The 23,816-nt window shown below is 55.3% G+C and carries 11 protein-coding genes; 5 read left to right on the forward strand and 6 right to left on the reverse strand.

The window, feature by feature from the left end; all coding sequences use genetic code 11:
* Window positions 1–53 precede the first annotated feature (53 nt).
* Entirely contained in the window at window positions 54–4,337 is a 4,284-nt protein-coding gene (locus BVK86_RS03000) for a hypothetical protein (protein WP_139315743.1), read from the reverse strand.
* 120 nt (window positions 4,338–4,457) lie between these two features.
* On the opposite strand from BVK86_RS03000, the gene BVK86_RS03005 reads away from it, so the two are divergent.
* The 3 genes from BVK86_RS03005 to BVK86_RS03015 all read left to right on the forward strand — a co-directional run bounded on the left by BVK86_RS03005 (window position 4,458) and on the right by BVK86_RS03015 (window position 8,837).
* Entirely contained in the window at window positions 4,458–5,513 is a 1,056-nt protein-coding gene (locus BVK86_RS03005) for a tetratricopeptide repeat protein (protein WP_075945014.1), read from the forward strand.
* Window positions 5,514–5,667: 154 nt separating this feature from the next.
* Window positions 5,668–7,170 (forward strand): ATPase domain-containing protein, encoded by a 1,503-nt coding sequence (locus tag BVK86_RS03010; RefSeq protein WP_075945015.1) that lies wholly within the window; start codon window positions 5,668–5,670, stop codon window positions 7,168–7,170.
* The gene (locus tag BVK86_RS03015) at window positions 7,170–8,837 is read left to right on the forward strand and encodes a response regulator (RefSeq protein WP_075945016.1); all 1,668 of its coding nucleotides are present in this window, start codon (window positions 7,170–7,172) and stop codon (window positions 8,835–8,837) included. The genes BVK86_RS03010 and BVK86_RS03015 overlap by 1 nt, the downstream gene beginning before the upstream one ends.
* A gap of 79 nt (window positions 8,838–8,916) precedes the next feature.
* Here the strand turns inward: BVK86_RS03015 and BVK86_RS03020 are convergent, their stop codons facing one another.
* The 5 genes from BVK86_RS03020 to BVK86_RS03040 all read right to left on the reverse strand — a co-directional run bounded on the left by BVK86_RS03020 (window position 8,917) and on the right by BVK86_RS03040 (window position 15,458).
* Window positions 8,917–9,294, reverse strand: a complete 378-nt coding sequence (locus BVK86_RS03020; protein ID WP_075945017.1) for a response regulator — start codon at window positions 9,292–9,294, stop codon at window positions 8,917–8,919.
* 77 nt (window positions 9,295–9,371) lie between these two features.
* On the reverse strand, window positions 9,372–10,553 hold the full coding sequence (locus BVK86_RS03025) for a hybrid sensor histidine kinase/response regulator (RefSeq protein WP_075945018.1): 1,182 nt from the start codon (window positions 10,551–10,553) through the stop codon (window positions 9,372–9,374).
* On the reverse strand, window positions 10,547–11,140 hold the full coding sequence (locus tag BVK86_RS03030; protein WP_075945019.1) for a chemotaxis protein CheB: 594 nt from the start codon (window positions 11,138–11,140) through the stop codon (window positions 10,547–10,549). The genes BVK86_RS03025 and BVK86_RS03030 overlap by 7 nt, the downstream gene beginning before the upstream one ends.
* On the reverse strand, window positions 11,137–11,970 hold the full coding sequence (locus BVK86_RS03035) for a CheR family methyltransferase (protein ID WP_075945020.1): 834 nt from the start codon (window positions 11,968–11,970) through the stop codon (window positions 11,137–11,139). Before BVK86_RS03035 ends, BVK86_RS03030 begins: the two co-directional genes overlap by 4 nt.
* The gene (locus BVK86_RS03040; protein WP_075945021.1) at window positions 11,970–15,458 is read right to left on the reverse strand and encodes a response regulator; all 3,489 of its coding nucleotides are present in this window, start codon (window positions 15,456–15,458) and stop codon (window positions 11,970–11,972) included. Before BVK86_RS03040 ends, BVK86_RS03035 begins: the two co-directional genes overlap by 1 nt.
* A 261-nt stretch (window positions 15,459–15,719) precedes the next feature.
* Between BVK86_RS03040 and BVK86_RS03045 the strand changes: the two genes are divergently transcribed.
* Window positions 15,720–16,082, forward strand: a complete 363-nt coding sequence (locus BVK86_RS03045) for a response regulator (protein ID WP_075945022.1) — start codon at window positions 15,720–15,722, stop codon at window positions 16,080–16,082.
* 152 nt (window positions 16,083–16,234) lie between these two features.
* Window positions 16,235–23,749, forward strand: coding sequence for a hypothetical protein (locus BVK86_RS03055; protein ID WP_139315744.1), 7,515 nt, complete (start codon window positions 16,235–16,237; stop codon window positions 23,747–23,749).
* Window positions 23,750–23,816: the final 67 nt, after the last annotated feature.

The raw sequence follows: 23,816 nt of genomic DNA on the forward strand, positions 1-23,816 counted from the left end.
GAAATGCCGGGACGGAGATTGACTATGACTTATCTGGCTGATCAGCCAATCCTTTACTGGGGCAACCCGCCCGACACTAGAGTTGCGTTTTGATTTTGGACAAGTTTCTTTATTGGAAAAGGCACTGCTTCTACAAAAGGATTTGGAATGCTCTTTTCAATGGCGCGATTCAGCGCTTTCGGATTAGGTATGAACTGACCAGCGCTGTCGTAGGCACCAAGCACCTTTGAACCCGGAATATCTTTTGCATAATTAATTTGATATGGATTAGAGCCTAATCTTGCTCCTGATGCAGACATCCAGTTTTTATTCCTTAGCACGTCATAGCCATTGACACTTCTGCCATCAATCAAATAGGTGTATCCCCCCTGCTTTCCTCCTTGGTAAAACGCCCCCATCCCGTTGTTATCGTAGTAACCTGACGTTTGCACACCGGCGTCCGCCCCACTCTTGGGGTTAACGCCGTTAATGTTATTGACATTGTTTACTGGCCCATTGGATTTGAAGCCACTCGTAAAAACGTCTTGTGGGGATCGCACATCTCCACGCATCACGAAACCCCGATGTACGTAACCCTCCTTAGGCCCGGCAAAATATAAAACCCGGGAGCGATCCATGAGTTTTTGAGCAATTTGCGGCCCTTTATCCAGAGACCTCAATCGACTCGCAAGCACATTATTGGACAGTTTTCGGTTTACTTTATCTTGAATACTCCAGGGATTTCTAACCCTGGGCGCAATCCATTTTTCTATTTTTCCAGCCGTAGTAGCCATCGGCGAAGCGACATGCCCGTATTTCGGAAGATGTTTGGAAATGGCCTCGGGAAAGTAACCAGAATACCGAAGTCGCTCAAAAATCTTACCCGCGACGCGCGAATCTATGGCTTTGGAAAATGCCTTCCCGAGTACTTTCCCGATGTGCGGACCGGCAATTTGGGCAACCATACCTATTACCGCATTGGATTTATGTCGATTGGACTCGAGGGGGTCCTCGTTTAACTGCCCCCGCAAATACTGCACTGACGAAGAACTTGCCCCCATCATAAAGGCAAGCCCGGCGGTGGGTGCTCCTGGCAGCGCCAAAATCATCGCCAGCCCCATCAACGAATTGGTGAACACCTCCAATAGCTTGTCAACAGTGCGTTCCCCCCACGTTGAGGTCAATATGTCCATATCGGATTTGGCCTTATCAACTGCGTCCTCGAACATGACTTTAAAAGCGTCATGTTCCTCCCCATAGTAAGTGGGGCCGTCTTTACGACCAAAGATAATGGGGGTATAAGGCCATTTATAGTCGTTGAACATATCAACGGGGTTCCATCCCCATTCGAATTTCCCCTGACTGTAATTGAAATCATCATCGTCACGAGCCAAAAAATCCTTGAGCGGTATGCGGTTTGACAACTCGTTTCTTAACTCAGGAAATTGCTCTATGGACTTTCCATCTTTCTGAAATAGCTCCACAGGGCTCTCGATAACAGTCTCGTTCCCGCCCAGGAAAACAAACAACCCCTCAGGCCCACGATTTTTGGTTAAAAACACAGCATTTGACACTCGAAACATATCGCTGTATTTGCCCTGCTTGATGCTGATAGGCCTAAGCCGAATTTCCCCCGCCAAAAATTTTCCAGCGACCTCTTTACCTTCTTTCGAAGTACTATTTCCTCCGAGATAATCACTGACCAAATGCTTCAGTTTAAAGTCGAGATTGCTTTTCCATAATTCGTACGTCTGAGGCTTGGATAAAACCTTTTCCGACAGGGTTTTATAATCCGCCCAAAGGTTTGCCCCTTCCAGCGACGCCTTGAAGTCACTTGTATAGGAGGAAGGCCAACTGATTTTTACCTCCTCGCGTGATTTTTTCTTTTTTTCATGCTGACCCATTACCAGATCGGCCAGGGTGAACATTTCATACCTGCTGGTGTGTTGAAAATATCCACCATGCTTTCCATTCGGGGGCGGTAGGTCGTAATCGACTCTGATGGATGTTTTATACGTTAACTGTGCTTTAAGATCAGCAGGCAAGTCCGAGTCGGTGATCAGCTGTTCTACAGACGACAAAATGAATAATGTCGGATTCAGTACAGTCTGCAACTCGACAAAATCCTTGATAAACAGATCTGCGGCCTGACTTATGGTGACTCCTGGTGCGATGACTTCGCCCGGCCGGATAGAGCTTTTTTCATCTACTGAACGTTGTGCCGCCCGAACCAGCAAGCGGACGCAAGCGTGTGCAGATACGCCGCCTGCAGAACCTTGAACATCAAACAGTGACGCCCCATGGCCATCAACGCTGCGCTTGGGACGAATGTTTACGGACATAGCGGCTATCGACCGGTCGCGCTCCGTGGTAGGGGTTGGCTCGGAGGTCGATCCATTCGCCCCATCGTCTTCGAGCTCATCACCTGCTTCTACTTCTACCTCCGCCAATTCGGCGATTTCATCGAGGTAATCCTGGTAGGTCAGATATTGGCTGGCCGGTACTGGCTGCCGCAAGAGTGTCTCAAGCTTCTCGATCAGCTGGGGATCGTCTACGGGATCTGGATAATCGGACTCGCTGATCAGTGCTTCTACTTCACTTGCAAAATCCGGCTGAATTTCAAATAGATCTTCAATGCGCTCGACGACGTATTCATCAACCAGCGAGCTTTGATCCGGCGTGGCATCGGGAGTGAGTTCCAGGCCTCGCAAAGGATCAACCATGCGTTCGGGTTCAGGCAGAAACCAGTGGGTGTAAAAGGTGCTGACAGCCATGTAGGTAGCAAACAGACCGGCTGCCTTACCCGGATTTCGCTCTAACAAATCCCCCGTGCGGCCCACAACAGCTACGCCAGCGCTGACTAGACGGCCGCTCATTCGGGCCAACCAGCTACTCAATTGGACGCCGACATCATTCATCAAGTGCTGCGGGTGTTCATTTGGCTCGCCTCCTGGATTTAAAGGTTGGTCCACCCGAACACTCTGCAGAATTTCCTGCAGTTCAAGTTCATCGACAGCAGAAACGCTGTCCCAAGGCACAACCTTGCGGGTGATCTGGTTAAGAATCTCGTCCACTTGGGTAGCGAACTCCCACCAAGTGGCGAGTGGTTCTGTATAGGCGGTTTGCGGTCGTTGCGAAGCAACCTCTAACGGCGCTCGTGAAAAATCCGACGCTCCATTTTTCCACGCATCACTGTTTGGCGGTGGAACGGGGCGGGTTGTTATGTGGCTACTGTCCAGTTTCAAGGCGCCGACGGTGTCCAGAGCGTTACAGACGTACAACACCTTGCCGAAAAAACTGTCTGGAATAATCGGTCCCGCGGTGTCGACGCTCGAATAGAAATTTGCGTATCGCTCAAAGTCCGTCAATTGTGCCAATAGAGTCGGAGCTTGCGATGTCGGCGGATTGAAAAACTTGAGCGAAATTACTTCTGGCTTAGTCTCCACTGCCATTGGCGGTGCCCATTGATACTCCGGATCGAGCTGGTTGTAGACGGCCTCGAGCTTATCGATCAAGTGGTCAGTCCAACGAACTCGCTCATCAGGTGATGGGTTGCGTAGCGCAGAAATCACTTGCGCCACCTGCTTTTGTGCTTCTTTGGGAGCGGGTCGCACTTCGCAGCTCTCATTGAGCCTCTGCCATGCATCGTCAAGAGCGGCATGGCTTTGACGAACGAACTTCCTGGTGTCCTGGGCTATGCCCTTGATTGCATCCCACTGGGTATTGGATACCAACTGTTTGTCGCTGATTTTCTGCTCTCGTTCTGCACGCTGACCATCCAGGATGGACTGGATGAACGCCATGACACCTTTGGCGTCTGGCCTGGTCGTAAACAGAACCTGCTCTCCCAGCGCAGCGTGCCATTGACCGTGCGGCAGATGGCAAACTACATCTACAATTTCTTTCAACCTTGATCCAGAAGGCGTCCCGCCACGCTTGATCGATCGCAGCATTGCATCGGCAAATATATCGCGGACAGCCTTTCCAGTTTCTTTCTGGAGAATGCCGGAACTTAAGACATCAACTATTTCCTGCTCGCAAAGCCTTGCACCGCTTAAGTACTCAATGAGTGCTGTCCACTGCTGGTCAAGTTCTGCCTGGCTACAAAATTTTGGCGTGCGCGCAAACGAAGAACAATCAAGCACCGGAGGGGCGATGCCATGCTGCGCAATGCGAGCCGTCGATGGACTGACATTAACGTTTTGCATGCAATACGTGCCTTGCCAAGAGCCTAAAAGGCCTCCAGAAAGCGCGTTTTGATTTTTTGATTCAGGGTTGAACGACAACGTCGGCGTTGAACTGCTTGCAGAGCTCACGTTAAAAGCAGGTAGTATTTGTTTCAAATCCGTCAGGGGCAAATCTGGCCACCTTACTTGGCCGCCGTAATATCCTCTTTCAAAAACAGCCCAAGGTTTGACTCAAAGCCTTGCCTGACCGAAGCTGATCACTTTGTAAAAGCTTGCCAGCCCGGATTCTGCATGCCCAAGTCCCGCCGTTATCTGCTAATGAGCCTCTGTGCCCTGCTCGCCATCGTCCTTGTATGGATGTATCTGCGCAGTGCAACGCCCGTTATACCTGAGGCCATCAAGCGCGGTTACAGCGAAGCGCTGGAAAAGGCCCGTGCCGGCCAACCGGGCGCGGCGCGGGTGCTTTACCAGCAACTGGCCCGGCCTGACATTTCGCCGAAACGGCGCGTCTGGCTGCATGCCGAGTTGCCCAACTATCCGAGTTCTGTCGCGCTGAAACTGGCCGATGCGGATTTGCAACATGAATCACCAGACGTGCGCATTGCCGCAATCAAAAGCATCAGCGGATTGGTCCCCAGCGGGCAACGCAGTCTGTTGTTGGGGCCGTTGCTCGATGACGCCGAGCAGAGCGTACGCCTGGCCGCCGTCAACGCGTTGCTCGGGCTTTCGCCGGATGATCTTGGCTTGTATTTCGGCCCACTGGAGCAGGCCATCGATGCCTGGCAACAAACACTCAAGCGTGAGACGCAGAACGCCGACAACCAGTATCAACTGGCCCGCTTGTACTTGCACAATGCCGAGTTCAAAGAGGCGCAGCAGGCCCTGGAAAACACCTTGCGCCTTGCCCCGGACAATCTACCGGCGCTGGTGATGCAGATTGAGGTGCTGGACAAACTCGGGCAAAACGATGCGGCCCGCCAACTGCTGGCCAGACAGCTCAAGGCTCAACCGGATTCGGCCTATTTGCAACACGCCTTGGGGCTGTGGCTGCTGCACCACGGCCAAAGCGAGTTCGCCCTGCTCGGCCTGTCCAAAGCCGTGGAACTGGAACCGGACAACAAGGATTACCGCTATGACCTGGCCACCACACTGTACGGTGAACAGGAATTGCAGGCGGCGCAAAATCAATTGCAGGAAATCGTCCAGCGTCATCCCAATGATCGCCGGGCGCGGGTGCTGCTGATTAATTACTGGAAAGAAAGCGGCCAACTGCAAAACGTGCAGATTCTGTTGGCCCAACTCGAACAACTGAATCCGGACGATCCCGCCTTGCAGCAGGGTCTGTAAGGCCGCGATCTTTTGCTATTGTTTTTATGCGCATCAACCACGTGGAGCATAAAGGGTTGAACCGTCGTCTCGGCCAGCGGTCAAGTGAAACAGGCAACCCATAGTGGCCATCGTGTCACCTGCCTCGCTTCCCCTAGTCAAGAGAGGGCATTTTTTGTCTACATCTAACGAGTTCATCAGCGAAAAAGCCGCAACCGGTATCGTAGGTCTGGATGACATCCTCGATGGCGGACTGTCCCGCGGTCACGTGTTTTTGCTCGAAGGTGAGCCGGGAACCGGCAAGACCACCGTCGCATTGCACTTTCTCATGGCTGGCGCTGAAGCCGGCGAGCGTTCGTTGTATATCACCCTGTCGGAAACCGAGCGCGAGTTGCGTCAGGGCGCCCGCTCCCACGGCTGGGAGCTGGGAGAGAATGTCAACATCTTCGAGCTCACCCCCCCTGAAAGCGTGCTGAATGCCGAGCACCAGCAATCGCTGCTCTACTCGTCCGACCTCGAACTGGGTGAAGCCACGAGGCAGATTTTCGAAGTGGTCGAGCGGGTCAAACCCTCCCGCGTGATCCTCGATAGCCTCTCCGAAATCCGCCTGCTGGCGCAGAGCTCGTTGCGCTACCGTCGGCAGATTCTGGCGATCAAGCATTATTTCGTGCGATATGACGCCACCGTGCTGCTGCTTGACGACCTGACCACCGAATCGCTGGATAAAACCGTGCACAGCGTGGCCCACGGCGTGATTCGGCTGGAGGAGCTGACGCCCAACTACGGCGCCGAGCGTCGGCGCATCCGCGTGGTGAAGTATCGCGGCCAGAAATACCGTGGCGGCTTTCACGACTTCACCATCATGGCCGATGGCGTGCACGTGTTCCCGCGACTGGTGGCCGCCGAACATCGCGGCGCCTACCTCCGGCAGCAATTGACCAGCGGCATTGCCGAAATGGATGCCTTACTGGGTGGCGGTATCGAGACCGGCTCCAGCACGCTGATTCTCGGCCCGGCCGGTACGGGCAAGTCGCTGATATCGATGATCTTCGCCGCCGCCGCTGTAGCGCGGGGTGAGAAGGCCGCGCTGTTCATCTTCGATGAAGAGCTGGGATTGCTGTTCGAACGCATGAAAAACATCGGCATCGACCTGTTGGCGTTGCAAGCGGGTGGAAATCTGATGATCGAGCAGGTGGATGCCGCCGAATTGTCCCCTGGCGAGTTTTCCCACCGAGTGCGCCGCTGCGTCGATGAAGGCAACATCAAAACCGTGGTAATCGACAGCATCAACGGCTACCAGGCCGCGATGCCAGAGGAAAATGCCCTGGTGCTGCACATGCACGAGTTGTTGCTTTATCTCAACCGCAAAGGCGCCGCGACCTTCATGACCGTCGCCCAGCATGGCCTCGTCGGCGACATGCAGGCCCCGGTGGACATCACGTACCTGGCCGACACGGTGATTCTGTTGCGTTACTTCGAGGCCCTGGGCAAGGTCCGCCGGGCCATTTCAATCATCAAGAAGCGCACCGGCAGCCATGAATCGACCATCCGCGAATACCGCATCAGTGGCAATGGCATGACCATCGGCAAGCCGCTGGAAGCCTTCCAGGGTGTACTGCGCGGTGTGCCCACTTACATGGGCGCGGCCATTCCGTTGCTTGGGGATGAAGGCCTGTGATGATCCAGCCGGCGACATCCGAACGCGCACTCATTCTCGCGCCGCTGGGGCGTGACAGTCAGATTGCGATGATGTTGCTCAATGAGGCAGGCTTCGACGGAGTCATCAGCGCGGACTTGCCGCACTTGTGCAGCGAACTGGAACAAGGTGCCGGCTTGCTGTTGATCTCTTCCGAAGCCTTGTTGCGCAGTGATTTAGGTCCGCTGTTGGCGCTGATCGATCAACAGCCGGCATGGTCGGACCTGCCAATCGTCCTGCTGACGCACCACGGTGGCCCGGAGCAAAATCCCGCGTCACGCTTCGGCCCGCAACTGGGCAATGTGACCTTCCTCGAGCGACCGTTTCATCCGGAGACATTGATCAGCCTGGTGGCCACTGCCCTGCGTGGGCGTCGACGACAGTACGAAGCCAGGGATCGGCTGGTCGACCTGAGTCAAAGCGAACTACGCCTGCAAAACACCCTGGAAACCCTGGAACAACAGGTCGAAGAGCGCACCGCTCAGTTGCGCCACAACGAAGAAGTGTTGCGCCAGTCGCAAAAAATGGAGGCGGTCGGTCAACTGACTGGCGGTATCGCCCACGACTTCAACAACATGCTGACCGGCATCATCGGTAGCCTGGAACTGCTACGTCGGCGTCTGGCCCGTGGCCGCACCGACGACCTGGACAGCCTGATCGATCTCGGTGTGACCTCAGCCAATCGTGCGGCCGGCTTGACCCACCGCTTGCTGGCGTTCTCGCGTCGCCAGTCGCTTGATTCCAAACCCGTGGAAATGAATACGCTGGTGGTTTCAATGGGTGAGCTGTTGCAACGCAGCATCGATGAAAGTATTCGCCTGGAGATGCAGCTGAGCGAACAGTTGTGGGTGGCGGAAGCCGACCCCAATCAACTGGAAAGCGCCCTGCTCAACCTGGTCATCAATGCCCGCGATGCCATGCCCGATGGCGGTAAATTGGTGGTGACCACGTCGAACCAACGTCTGGAAAAGCCCTTCACCGACCTGCACAGTAATCTCAGCCCCGGCGATTACGTGAAACTCAGCGTTAGCGATAGTGGCTGTGGAATGCCGCAGAGCACCATCAACCGCGCCTTTGACCCCTTCTTCACCACCAAGCCGATTGGCCAGGGCACGGGCCTGGGCTTGTCGATGATCTATGGTTTCAGCAAACAATCACGGGGCCATGTCGCCATTCAAAGTAAAGTGGGCGAAGGCACAACGGTGAGCCTTTATCTGCCGCGCTACGGTGGCGACCTGCCGCAGGACCAGCCGGCCGACAGTCAGCATCCGCTGTTCGCACAAAATGGCGAAACCGTCCTGATCGTGGAAGACGACCCGGCAGTGCGGGCACTTGTCAGCACGGTGCTGAGTGATCTGGGGTACGCCTTTGTCGAAGCCTGCGATGCCGACAGCGCGGTGCCGATCTTCGACTCCGCGCAACGCATCGACCTGTTGATCAGCGACGTCGGCCTGCCCGGCATGAACGGACGGCAACTGGCGGAAATCGGTCGGCAGTATCGCCCCGGCCTCAAGGTATTGTTCATCACCGGTTATGCCGAGCACGCGGCCGTGCGCGGCGGTTTCCTCGATCCGGGCATGCAGATGATCACCAAACCGTTCACGTTCGACCTGTTGACGGCCAAGGTGCGGGAAATGATCAGCGCCTGAAACCCGACCGTGCAGGCACTGTCGAAGGTTGCGATCTTTTGACTTTGCCGGATCGCATTCTTCGGCAGTGCCTACCGGATCAGGAAAGCATGTCTTGCATGATTTCCTGCAACACATTCAGGTCGAACGGCTTGGCTAAAATCGGTGCCGTGCGGGTGATCGGGCTGTCTGTCTCGCGGATTTCCTGCGGGTAACCGCTGATGAAGATCACCTTGAGCTCGGGTCGTAGTTTCACCGCGGGCTCGGCGATCTGCACGCCGGAGATCCCGCCCGGCAGGCGGAAGTCTGTGATCATCATGTCCAGATGCGGCTTGCTGGCGAGGATTGCAAAAGCCTGCTCACCGTTTTCAGCCTGCAATACCCGGTAGCCCTCCCCCGACAGATAGGCCGACAGAACCATCAGAATCGAGGGGTCATCTTCGACGATCAATACCACGTCTTGTGCATCTTCACTCATGGGAAGCCTTTGTTCGGTCAATAGCTGCTGATACGACCGTGGGGTCGATCAGAGGTTGCGTTTATCTGGCTGTTTTCCTACAGCGGCAGACAAACGCGAAACAGGGCGCCTTCGCCAATCCGGCTTTCGACGGTAATGGTACCGCCATGGGCGGTGACAATCTGTTCAGAAATAAACAATCCCAAACCCAGCCCGGCGACGGCGTGTTTGGCCGATACGCGCTCGAACTGCTGGAAAATCCGTTGCTGGTTTTCTTCGCTGATGCCAATCCCGCTATCACGGACTTCAACCCGCGCCTCGCCGTTTTCACTGAATACCTTCACACTGATCAGACTCTTGGCACCGTAACGCAGGGCGTTGGTCAGCAGGTTGGAAATCACCTGCTCAATGCGAAACTCGTCCCAGTTCCCGATCACTGGTTGCTCGGCTTCGAGGCACACGCTCGCTTCGGCGGCATCAATCTGCTGCGCAAAGTTCTCCAACAAGCCGCGAACCAGGGTTGAAAGATCGAACATCGAGGTGCGGATCGACAGCTTACCGGTGCGGATGCGCGACACATCGAGCATGTCTTCGATCAGCCGGATCAGGCTTTTGATCTGCCGCTCGTCGCGATCGACCATCGCGTGCATTTTATCGAGGGTAAAGGCGGCGGCGTTATCCCGAGCCAGGTGCATCTTGCGCAGCTGGGTTTCGAGAATCAGGCCGTTGAGCGGTGTGCGCACTTCGTGGGCGACAATCGACATGAAGTCATCGCGCATGCGTACCGCCTGTTGCAGCTCCAGTTGGGTGCTCTGCAATTGATTGAGCAGCGCTTCCTGCTCGCGGCGGCTTTGCTCCAGCTGTTCAACCTGCTGTTTCATCGCCTTGCTCTGGCGGAACAGTTCGACAAAGACGTTGACCTTGCTCTTGACCGCGTGGATATCCAGCGGTTTATGCAGGAAATCCACGGCGCCACTTTCGTAGCCCTTGAACGCATAATTGAGCTCACGGCCGGCGGCACTGACAAACACAATCGGAATGTTCTTGGTCTTTTCCGTGCCGCGCATCAATTCGGCCAGTTCAAAGCCGTTCATGCCGGGCATCTGCACGTCGAGAATGGCCATGGCGAACTCGTGCTGCAGCAACAGCGACAAGGCCTCGTCGGCAGATTGCGCCTTGTACACGGTACGGTCTTCACGCTTGATCAGCGCTTCGAGTGCCAACAGATTCTCCGGCAGATCGTCGACGATCAGCAGTTTGGCCTGGATATTACTTAGCATGCGATTCGTTCCAGCTCGACAAGCAGACGGCCGATGCCGCGGATAGGGAGAATGTGGTCAGGCTGGTGAATATCCAGCGCTGCCTGGGGCATGGTTGCGACTTGCGCTTCCTGCGGGTCTTGCACGATGGTCAGCCCACCGCGCTGTTTGACCTGCGCCAGCCCGCTGGCACCGTCCCGATTGGCGCCAGTGAGCAAAACAGCCGCCAAGGAGGGGCCGTATGCGTCGGCGGCAGACTCAAAGAGATAATCGATGGCGGGCCGCGAATGGTGCACGCGGTCTTCCAGGCTCAGGGAAAAACTGCGGTCGTGCTCCACCGACAGGTGATAACCCGGTGCGGCAAAATACAGGGTGCCGGCCTCGACCGGCGTCTTGTCGCTGGCCTCGAGAACCGGCATCGACACACGCCTGGCGAACACTTCGACCAGGTGGCTGCGCCGCTCATCCGGCAGGTGCAACACGACAATGATCGGTAGCACGAAGCCTGCACGCAGCGGGCCCAGGAGGTTGAGCAACGCCTCGACGCCCCCGGCCGAGGCGCCAATCACAATAGCTTCCACAGAAGGCAAATCCGTTGCACTGTTCATGACTTGCGATAGATCCGTTCTTGCTTGACCAGCGGTTCGAACTGGTTGCCGAAGGCTGAAAAATCCGGGGTTTCCTTGCTGCCCAGCACCAGGAAGCCGCGGTGGCACAGCGACTCATGAAACAAACCGAAAGCTCGATCCTGAAGCTTTTTATTGAAATAAATCAATACATTGCGACATGAAATTAATTGAGTTTCTGAAAAGACACTGTCGGTCGCCAGGCTGTGATCGGCGAAGGTCACGTTCTCGCACAGCGACTTGTCGAATATTGCGTAGCCATAGGCCGCCGTGTAGTAGTCGGCGAACGAGCGCTTGCCTCCGGCCTGCTGGTAATTGGACGTGTAGGCGCGAACATTTTCCATCGAGAAAATCCCTTGCTTGGCCTTTTCCAGCGAGCGCGGATTGATGTCCGTGGCATAAATGATCGTGCGGTCCAGTAGCCCCTCTTCACGCAGGAGGATGGCCATCGAGTAGACCTCTTCCCCGGTGCTGCACCCCGCTATCCAGATCTTGATCGAGGGGTAAGTCTTGAGCAGCGGCACCACTTCCTCACGAATGGCCAGGAAGTGCGAGGGGTCGCGGAACATCTCGCTGACCGGAATCGTCAGCAATTGCAGGAGCTGCATGAACGCCGTCGGATCATGCAGGACTTTTTCCTGCAATGCCGAAATGGTGCTGCATTCGAACTGAGTCAGCGCATGGCTCACCCGGCGCTTGATCGATGCACCGGAGTAATCACGAAAATCGTAGCTGTACTTGAGATAGATAGCCTCAATCAACAAGCGCAATTCGATTTCGCTGCTTCGCTCCCCAGAATAATTGCGTTCCACTAGATACGTTCCATCTTCGGTAACCACACACGAATCAGCGAAAACAACCGGTCCAGGTCGATGGGTTTGGCCAGATAATCATTGGAGCCCGCCTGCAGGCAGCGCTCCTGATCGTCCTTCATGGCCTTGGCCGTCACCGCAATGATCGGCAGCTTGCGCCAGCGCGGGTCTTTGCGGATCTCGATGGTGGCTTCAAAACCATCCATCTCCGGCATCATCACGTCCATCAACACCAGATCGATGTCTTCGACTTCATTCAATCGTTCAATCGCTTCGCGGCCATTACGGCCGATGACCACGACTGCGCCCTTTTGCTCCAATGCACTGGTGAGGGCGAAGATGTTGCGAACATCATCGTCCACCAACAGCACTTTGCGCCCCTCGAAGACTTTGTCGCGGCTGCGGGCGGTCTTGAGCATCTTCTGTCGCTCATGGGACAACCGTGATTCGACTTTGTGCAGAAAAAGTGTCACCTCATCCAGTAAACGCTCAGGCGAACGCGCGCCCTTGATGATGATCGAGCGCGAATACTTGCGCAGCTCGGCCTCTTCATCTCGAGTCAGGTTACGGCCGGTGTAGACGATCACGGGCGGGAACGAGCAGATATCCTCGGTGGACATGCGCTTGAGCAAGTCATTACCGAGCATGTCCGGCAATTTGAGGTCGATGATCATGCAATCGAAGATCGTCGTGCGCAGCAGGTCCAGCGCATCCTGGGCCAGGCCGACGGCGGTGATTTCAATGTCATCGTCGCCGATCAACCGGGAAATACTGTCCCGCTGCAGGTCATCGTCTTCGACCAGCAACACGCGTTTGACTTTCTGGGTCAGCTTGGCTTCCAGACGCGCAAAAACATCCTTGAGTTCTTCACGGGTGGTCGGTTTGACCGCATAACCAATCGCGCCCATGTGCATGGCCGCTTCGACCCGGTCCTCGACCGAAATCACGTGCACTGGAATGTGCCGGGTTTCGGCGTGTTCCTTCAGGCGTTGCAGCACAGTCAAACCGGAATGGTCCGGCAGGCGCATGTCCAGCAGGATGGCGTCAGGAATGAACTGCCGGGCCAGGTCGTAGCCTTCGTCGGCACCGTGGGCCACCAGGCAGTGGTAGCCCAGTTCATGGGCCAGGTCGTAGAGGATGTGCGCGAAGTTCGGTTCGTCCTCTACGACCAGGATGCAGCGACTGGTAAACGGCGCCTTGCCGCGGTCATCGTCGAAACGTGGAATCTCTTCGCTCTTCAACGGCGCCAATGCAATGGGTGCCACATAAGATGGCGTCGCCACCGGTATGGCCCGCATCGGCACCACGGCTTCTTCGCCTGGTTCAACGTACTGTTGCGGCAGCACCAGGGTAAACACGCTGCCCTGCCCCGGCGTGCTGGTCACGCTGATGGAGCCACCCAGCAGTGCGGCCAGATCGCGGGAAATCGACAGCCCGAGTCCCGTGCCACCGTAACGCCGGTTGGTGGTGCCGTCGGCCTGGCGGAACGCTTCGAAAATGCTTTCTTGTTGATCCTTGGCGATGCCAATCCCGGAGTCGCGGACGCTGAAGGCAATCCCATCGTTCGGCGCTGCGGCGACGCTCAGGCTGACACCGCCCTTCTCGGTGAATTTCACCGCGTTGGATAGCAGGTTCTTGATCACTTGTTCCAGACGCTGGCGGTCGGTGAACATCATGGCGGGCGCACCGTCTTGCAACTCAACATGGAACTCGAGCTGCTTGTCCGCCGCCAATGGCTCGAACATACCACGCAGACCGTCCACCAGACGCGCGACACTGGTGTTCTCCGGGCGAATCTCCAGCTTGCCTGCCTCGACCTTTGAGATATCGAGAATGTCGTTGATCAGGTTGAGCAGATCATTGCCGGCGGAGTAAATCGATTCGGCGAATTTCACCTGCTCGGCGGTTAGGTTTTCCTGGGGGTTTTCCGCCAGCAACTTGGCCAGGATCAACGAGCTGTTCAGCGGCGTACGCAGTTCGTGGGACATGTTGGCGAGGAATTCGGACTTGTACTTGCTGGAGCGCTGCAACTCTTCGGCACGCTCCTCAAGCTGGGTCTGGACCTGATTGAGCTCGGTGTTCTTCAGGTCCATGGCGTCGCGTTGCTCGGCCAACACTTCGGCCTGTTCGGCGAGTTGCTCGTTGGTCTGTTCCAGCTCGATCTGCTGGGTTTCCAGATGGGCCTGGGATTCCTTGAGAATCCGCGACTGCTCTTCCAGCTCTTCGTTGGCGGTTTTCAGCTCTTCCTGCTGCACTTGCAGCTCTTCGTTGAGTTGCTGGGTTTCGGCCAGCACTTCCTGCAAACGCTGGCGATAGCGCGCAGCCTCGATCGACGTGCCGATGTTGCCGGCAATCAGCTCTAGCAATTCAATGTCCCGATCATTCAACGGGCGCAGGAAACCCAGTTCGATAACGCCGTTGACCCGGTCGTCATCGCTGGTTGGTACCACCAGCACGCTGCGTGGCAGGCCTTCGCCGAGGCCGGAACTGACCTTGAAATAGTCGCTCGGCACATTGTCGAGCCGAATCAGGCGTGCCTGTTGCGCCACTTGGCCGACGATGCCTTCATCACTATAGATATGTTGATCGAGGGCCTCCTGTTCACGGGAGAAGCCGTAAGACGCTACGCGTCGCAGGCTACCGTGTTCTTCGCGAACATAGATGGCCGCCACGGCGCTGCCGAGGTACTGCGCACAGAATTGCAGGATGTTGCGCCCCAGCAAGTTCAGCGACAGTTGCCCCAATACTTGCTCGGCCAGTTCGGTCTGGCCATTGCGCAGCCAGGCTTGCTGTTCCAGGCGCAGGGCACTGGCCTGCTGGGCCGCCAGAGTCGCGGAGTAGCTTTGCGACAGGTTCATCAGGTCGCGGCGGCCGATATAGGCCAGTAAAGCGCTGATGCCGGCGATGAACAGCAGATACAGGGCGATGCTCCAGATCGTGGTGCGCCGCACCTCTTCGTTACGCGTTGCACGCAGTTGCTGCTCCATGTCGATCACGTCTTCGAACTGTTTGCGTACCTCGTCGGTCAGGCGCTTGCCCTTCCCGGCCCGGACCGCGCTACGGTAGTCGCCGCGGGTTCGCTGCAAGTCGATCATGCTTTGCGCGTAGCTGGCCCACTCCTGCTGCAGGGATTGCAGGCGATGCAGGCGATCGGTCTGAACCGGATTATCAGCCGTCAATTCGAGCAAAGTGTTAAGCACGGCTTCAATACGAGGCCTGGCCGTTTCATAGGGTTCGAGAAATTTTTCGTCGCCACTGAGCAGATACCCGCGCATCCCGGTTTCCAGGTCGACCGTCAACTTGACCGCCTCATTGGCGTTATTGATCACCCGGTCGGTGTGCTCCACCCATTGGATCGTCGAGAGCAAATAGGTAATCAACGAGACAAAAAAAACAGCACTGATGGCGCCAACACCCAGCGGCAGGCCGATGTTTCGGCTCAGGAGTTTGCGGAATCGTTGTTCATCAACCAAAGACGCAGAGGTCATGGGGCAGGCCTTTCGAACTATCAGAATTCCGCGAGTTTGCCCCAAAAGTGGCACATTGATCCATTTTTCTCACATGTTTTAACCCAAGGTCCTACATTCCGCTGCTCCAGTTCGTGGGCGCGGGTTATCCTTGTCTGACTTGCGCGGCCATTCTTTTTCCTGTCCTCGGGAACTTGTCGGCAGCCGCCACTTACTCATGCAAGAGACCGGCGTTTTCGATCGACCGGCAACCGCGAATTTCATTTTTTGGGAACCCTTACTATGTCCTCCGACGCGTCCATCATCCTAGTAGTCGAAGACGATGCCATCGTGCGCATGCTGATCGTCGATGTGCTGGAGGAGCTGGAATACAGGGTGCTTGAGGCGGACGGTAGCGAAAAGGCGCTGGCGTTTCTCAATAACGAGGACCAACAGATCGACTTGATGATGACCGATGTCGGCCTTCCGGTGATGGATGGTCGTGAGCTGGCGATTCAGGCGCGACTCGTGCGTCCAGAGTTGCCCATCCTGTTTGCCAGTGGTTATGCCGAAAGCATTGATGTGCCCAAAGGCATGCATGTCATTGGCAAACCGTTCTCCATTGATCAGTTGCGGGACAAAGTCACAGGGATTCTTGGCCGCTAAACAGCGTGCCTGCCTGACACACGAGAATTTGCAAATAGTCTCATCACCTTTCAAAAAAGTGGATCGCTTACCTTTATTCGCTTGATGCCTTGGCCGCCTGATTCCGTGGGGGGCCAGGATTTTCTTCGTCTTGCGAATCGATAAGAGCCCCCATGCCTTCCGTCAATGCGACTGCAACAGCCCTCCGTACAGCTCCAAACCCAATCCAGACAGCTTTGTCGCCACCGGCCAACAGGCTTTCCAGCGCGCAGTTGCGCAATAGCCCGACGGCGCGACACATTCAACTAACGCCTGAAGGAGCCCCTGCTGGGGGCAGTCCAGCATCTCGTGATTCGAAACTGCCGATTCCCTGCCCGGTATACAGCTCAATCCTGGGGGCCAAAGACATCCCTGATAGCTGGAAAAAAAACTCGATATACGATCAGGTATCCCTGGAAAAAAGCTGGTCAAAAGTCGTAGTGCAGCTGCAAGACGGGCACGTGTCCGAGAAAGACGTCTACCAGACCCTCAAATCCGGGTTTCTGCAAACGCCGACCGGAAAAGTACTGGCTCCGCTGTTCATTGAGTCGATCATGCGTTCGATCAGGCCACTTGGGGACCTCAAGCAGGAACAATTGCGTGAGTTTGTGGAAGTCATCTGTCTTTTCCCACCCGCGCGCTGGGCAGATAGTTTCGGAGAAAACGTCAACTTTCCCCGAGGCAAATACGGTGAGGGCGTACATGGAATCATCCAGGATCAACTGACGGCCACACGGGCGGAGCGAGACCAGAAAATTGCCGACGGCGAGCTGCTCGACGATGACACATGGCAGGCGCTGCGCGACTTCACACAACAAACCCGTCAATACATTCCAGCCTCAAGCGATGCGGAACTGAACGCCATTTTGACGCAGCTCGAAGATCTCATTCACATTAGGCCATCACCGAAAGAAGCCATGTTGCTCATGGACGATTTTGTTGAAGCCATGCATGAGCCTCGACCGGATGAGTTTCAGCGCTGGCCGGAAAATTTTTCAGCCATCGTGCAAAAATTCAGCGAGCGGTTAAAGACGATTGAGATTATCGATAACCGGCCTGACCGCACTTGGCTTGAGGAAATCGTTGCGATTGGCGCACTCAGTCCTGTTTCGCTCAAGGACGTTGGGGGCGCCGCGAGTTCCGCGGTGAGGATGGCTTACGATTTTGTTTTTGGCGGTAAGACTGAGCCAGCCCCCCCAGAAAAAATGCAGGGACCGTCACCGTCGAAGTTGCTGTTGTCAATGCAAGAAATCGAAAGAACATCCAGTTTTTATAATGAAGTGGTCATGACAGGACCGGGTGTACCCAACGGCCTGGCGGCAAAGATGCTGTATGCAGTAAACGCTATGCATACGGTGGGGCTGATGGACGTATTACCAAACCTACCGCTTACCTCTCCCGCGATATCACCAACAGCCCTTGCCATACTGCCAAAGACAGCAACAGTCCATACGCCCCCCACGCTCAAGGAGCAGGCAGAGGGACTGGCAACTGAAGTCGACGACTTTATCGCGTCCATAAAGTCCGCAACCGGAACCGGTTCAGAGGAAAACGTCAGCCACGATCCGGGGGCCGCCGACGCTCCTGCATCGTCAACCGTATTGCCCATGCTGGACCAGTTGGCGCAATCGATTCGTGAGGTGTTGAGCAGAGTCGATGATGCTTTGACATTTCCGGCGGCTTCGGCCTTGCCTACTGAAAACATACCGTTGGCAGCCATGGAAACGGGTGAGTATTTTGATCCTCTGAACGCTGACCCAATCTACGCCGATACCGTTGAACCCTCTCCATCGTGGCGAGAAGCCATTGCCCCCGCAATCAATCAGGTTGTCTCCCGATTAGCCGCGGTACTCAACACCTTTGGCGGCTACACCGTCGGGGCTGCCGCTTCCGGTTTTCAATTGGCCAGGAATAATCCGGGGACAGCCGCTGTCGTGGGAATAGTCGGATTCGGAGGGTTCCTCACCGCGCTCGGGACTTACCTGACCTTTTTCAAGGAGCAATTCCCGGAACAGCCGCCCGCTGATAAAGAACCGGCCAATACGCTACCGCCCCTGGAAAACGGCGCAGCGCCGACCCAACAACAGATTGATGATGAATGGGAGTCGGGTACAGGCACTTCCGTCGTTGCTCAACCAACACCCGTCGCAATCCCGGCGACTGACGGGCGCGAGACAACGATTGATAACACCGTCACGACAGAGTCTGGCGAAATAACCACTCCCATCTTCCGTACGACCCTCCCTCAAGAGCAGGCAGAAAACGAATCGACCGTCGAGACAGTCGATTTCATACCCGCCGATGATCTCCTCATCGGCGAAACCGCTGCTTCGCATGAGCAACGGATCGATGATGAAATCGAGAGTATTGTCGACACCCCCCTCGCGAAAGGCCTGCCGCCCCTGTCAGAAGCCATTCTTGAACTGATGTACCAGTCACCCGAGCATAATTTGCTCACTGACGAACACTTGCTTCATGAGGTGACATTGCTGCTGGAACAACACAGCAAATCAACCCCGGAGAAAACCTATGTAGAGTTGATCCAGGCGGTCCAGGCACATTCGCCGGCCCAGACTCTGCCTCCTCAGTCAGAGACGACTCCAGCCACGCCACGACCCGCGCTCGCACCAGTCAGAGTCAAGCGTGAGGCGAACTTTGCTGGCCCTCCTCCGTTACCTGCCATGGCGGCAATGAGCGCCGCCGATGATGTTGATACTCCGGCAAGCACCATCAGTGACGAAGAGCGTCTGGATCAGTACCTGGCAACAATGGCTGGGCTGCACGATCCTCACGTCGCTCCGGATCAGGGCATCGAAAATGAAATCGACACCGCCGTTGACCCCGAACTGAGCGCGGCACGTGAGGTGGTCAAGCTGTTGCGTAGCAGGCGAAGCGTCACTTGGGCGGAAGCCTCGCGGGCAACCGGTGACCTGCAACTGATGTCCCGATACACCCAGAAGGTACTCGCGTCTTTGACGTTCCCGATGACGGACGCCACTCTCGTGGTCCCGACACACTCCACATTCGGTCGTTGCTGGTCGAACTATAACGACGCGATCAAGAACCCGTTCTTTCAAGACTGGGCTGCCAAGGTCGGGCTGGAGCTGGCGACGGTGAAGGTTCACCTCGACACCAATAGCCTGTCCGGCATGACCAATGGGCAACGAACGAAATTCACCCTGACGGACAATTCCGGCTGGGCCCGCGTATCTGGGCCGATACTCAGGGCAGCCAATGTCATCAGCCCCACGCATCACACCGTGGCGTACCCCCTTCCCGCAGGGGCCGTGCCATTCACGCTAGTTGCGGCGTTTCATGGAGAAACCGAACTGACGGACATGGCCACTGCGCAGTCGCGCGCCAGTGAGCTGAACGCAAACGGGGCGTTTTTCCCCCTCCCGGCTGATGACCCTTTCAGACCCGCAGAGCTTAGATCCGAAGCTACAGTTGAAAGCCAAAAACAACATCTCGGGGATATTTACAGCCATCATCGCTTGGTGACGGCCTTGAACAGCCTCATTCAGGGAAAGTCCGATGACGCCAGCGTAAAACTCGATGATGTTTTGATGGCGCCGTCGTTTGATTCAACGTTCGCGCTCAAGCACCCGGCTGAAGCCCAAAAGATGGTCAGTGCCCATCGGTATATCAGTGCCAGTGGCTGGACAGTGCCAACGAACGTCGCCCAGGCACGTAATCTGATTGAAGTCCTGAGCACCGCTATTCCCGCTAGCCCGAAGACAGGCAACTTCTGGGGGGCATTTGCTTATCCGCGTCCGTTGACCTCCACTCAACGAAATATCATCACCAGCGAAACGCGCAGCTTTTTGGGTACAAGCGCAGCCAACGGACTACTTGAAAAACTATTGCAGGACACGTCATTCAGCACCCCAGCCCAGGGTCTGAAGCTCGCGCTGAACACTGAGGAGGCGGAAACGCTCGGCAAGACGCTGGCGTTGAAACTCGATGCTCTACCAACGGCAGACAGTGCGGCTGAATGGGCGATGGCAGCGCTTCTGCTCGATCTTGATCCCACTCCGGGCCAGCCGCGCAACCATGTGGCCGGGTACGATTTGACACAACAGGCTAACCTGGGGGCAAAACCCTCAGCGGTGGTCTCGGCACTCGAGCAGTACCTTGTGGCGCAAGGCAAAGTCACCACCGCAACAGCGCCTGTTGCGGCGTATCACTTATTGGCAGGCAGTGCGCCCGAGTTTCTGGTTCGAAACATACCGGATAACCTGATCTGCGGCACACACACTTGGACAATGCTCAGGATCGCTGTATCGCGAATAGAGCAACTGTCCCCGGGTGCGTCATTCGGGATGAAGTTTGAGGACATAATGAAATATGGCGATTTGGAGCCCATTTCCGTGGGCCAGGAGATCGCCGTTCAATCGCTTTCGGTAAACCCCCTGATCGACTGGGCTATCGCGAACGGGGTCATCGAAAAAAACGTCAGCGATTCATACTCACCGCAGCAGATGAAGATCGCCGGCGAGAAATTCCAGAGCGTCAGGGAAGAACTCGCCCATGCCCGGGATTTTCTGACAACACCAGCCCCCACCCGAAAAGCGCTGGCATTGGCTGAGTTGACGCGTGTTTTTGGTGAGGGGTTGCCCTACGAAGAGCCGTGCTTCAGCTCTACCGGTTCGCCTATGCCCCAACCGCCGTACTCAATGCTGGATCTATACACCACTGGTCACTTGCAGCCCGGTAAATTTAGATCGTCTAACAGTGAAATACCCACTGCAACTGTAGAGTCTAAACTGGGACAATTGAAAAATGTCGCTCAGTTGTTTGAGGGTGAATTCAATAAATACTTTGACGATTTGCTGGCCGGCTCGCAGTCGGTATTCAAATACCTCGTATCGCAATTGCCGATTGACGACCGCCGAAGCCTTGAGTATGGAACGCAAAAATTTTATTCGGTGCGTAGCGAAGCTATCGTCGAAGACCTGACCCCCGAGGTAAAGGATAACCATAAAGGTCGACATGGCATCCTGATACGTTCCGAATACGAGAACAAGGTCACTTACTTTGAGGTATTCCCTTCGTCTCTGCAGATTCGCAAACGGGCAAACTTGCCTGAGTCGCTCCCACTTGGGGGAACGCCTGCAACAGTCAAGTATCCAGATAATGCTGGCAAGCCCATCACTATAGAGGCAGGAAAGTTTCTACCATTTGATTGGGAGGCCTATCAAAAAGGAGCGCCACCACGAGAAGGCAAAATTTCGAAGATAATCATCGACGAAATAATTCCGCAGACGCTCCGCGCAAAGATGCCGGGACTTGGCTACACCTTCGGTGTCGTGCCCAATGCCTTTGCCCCCCACTCCTGGACAAGCCATATCGCCTCCGTTGCTGTAAATGAGCACTTTATTACTGGCCGGGAACAGTTGCGCGAACTGGCAAAGGGCGTGACAACGTGGGAAGAACAACAAGCATACTCCGCTTCCGTCATGCGTTTTTTTGAGAGTTTGATACCTTTCAAATCCTGCATTGATAACATTCAGAGCGGAAAAACCGGAGACGCGGTACTTGACTGTACGCTCGATGCTGCGGGTTTTGTTATCCCCGGCATCGGCGTCGCGGGCAAAATAGCCCAAGTCGCAAAGTCCGGCGCAAAATTCATTCCTAAAGTTCTGAAAATCACCTGGATTGCTGGCAGCAATATCGTGATCAATGCCAATCCGCTTGACGGTGTTGGCGATCTGTTGAAAGTCGGAACCAATGTAGTGGGCAAACTGGGCTCGCGAGCCTATAGCGCAGCCAACAGCGGAATTGAGCAACTCAAAAACCTGTACGGCACCACAAAGGCAGTTGATCCGCAGATCATCTCAAAACGTGCCGATATTGCCCGGGGAACTGTCGGTGCTGCGCCGGTCGGAGGTCAGACTGAAAAAGTCACAGCCGTGTTCAAGGACGGCAAATGGTATGACTACGATATTGATAACAACCGAGCCCACGGCCCGGCACTCAAGAATTTCCGCCCGGATAGCGCTATTGGTCTGCAACGAACGACGTTCAGTGATGGGACAACCGCCTATACCAACGCCCGACTTTTCGATCGTGAGCCGCATACGATACAGCGTATGTCGCATACAGATGTCGTGGTCGGAGACAAAATTTATCGACTGGATCAAAAACATCCTGATGTGCTCAATGAGCTTTCATCAGCGGCCTACTTTAAACAAGCAGAAGGATTTGAAGATGTTTGCAGCTTTGGTCGTATAGCCAAGCGCACAGGGAACCTCTGTTTTTCAAAAATTGTGAAGCAGCACACTCGCCCGCTCAAGCGGCTTCAATCCGTTCAGCACAAACGACTGTTCCCGGCACTGTCAGTCAATGGCGCATCGCGTAAAGTCGTCCATGAACGACGTCTATACACTGTGGCGAATAATGGCAATACGCAAGTCATGATTCCTTCGCCACTCACTGAACCGTTACAGTTCAGACTCCACACCAAAGGTAAAATCGTTGATGACAAAAACTTTGGACTTCCCAATAAGGAAGTTGATGCTGACCTTGCCTTGAAGACTCGCGTTGTCAGGCTTGACGGAATAGTACATGGCATCGATGACCAGCGAGACGCAAGAGCATTCCTGGTGAATTACGATCATAAAAACACCGGGCTCAAACCGTATCTGGTCGTGGAGTCAGACACAGGCCTTTTCTACTACTGCGATTATGACCCGGCGGTTGTCGATAACATCGCTTTCAAGAAAATCGACACTCTGTACAGAGGTAGCCTGGGCAGTGAGCTCATCAAAGCGCATGACACTGTAAAGGACCAGATCCTGATGGCGGCAGGCGTACCGATCAACAATGACTTCGTAGCGCTGCCTCCACTTGACTCTCTATACATGGACTTGGTGTTGAAAAAGGGCTTCACACCTCAGAAAATCGAGGCGTTGAAGGCTAAAGTTGCACTCCTTACACCTGAGAAACAACGCGAATTTGTTCTTGCCGTATGGAACAGGGGAAACGTTGGAAATGTCGAGATCGCCGCCCAAACGATTAAAATCGAGCCGATTGCCAAGCCCTCCGGATTCAGCCTGCTGTCTTCTGCTGATCAGAACAAGATCTACGCCAATGCAGCAAAAGCCATGGTAGATCAGCAATTTGAAGCCACTGGGCTCAAATCCGCCAACCAGGTCATCCTGAACGACCCGAGTGACATGCAACGTCAGGTCCTCACCCGTCCTTTGGTCATTTGGGAATATACCCGGAGAAACGCTCCCAATTATGCTGATCAGATCCTCAGAACGGGTGCGGGGAACTGCGACCAAATGGCATGGGCGGCCAAGAAAATCATCACGGAAAGCCAAGGCACTGCTGAAATCTGGAACATGCCGGGGGCGCATACGTTTACGTTGGTCGGGGTTCCCAGGGGAACCGTCGCCAAAACCGTTGACTTCAGTGAACCCGAGTTCAAAGATGCCTGGGTTGTGGACCCATGGGCTGACATCAGTTGCCCGGCGAGTGAGTATATGACGAAGCTGGAAGCACAAATGATCCTTTGGGAACTGGACGGAAAAATGCTGTTGATGACCGACTGGCTTGCACCTTCTTTGACGCAAGACTGGGGCTTCCCGACCAATCCTCAATGGCTGGATATGCTTATTCAAGGAGATAAATTTCCGTCTTGACGAGAGATCAACCCGAGTCACGTCTGTAACGCGGCGCCCTGCCCTGGGGCGCCCACCGCTTATCTCG

The organism is Pseudomonas reinekei (genome assembly GCF_001945365.1).
In the GTDB taxonomy this organism is placed as follows: Bacteria; Pseudomonadota; Gammaproteobacteria; order Pseudomonadales; family Pseudomonadaceae; genus Aquipseudomonas; species Aquipseudomonas reinekei.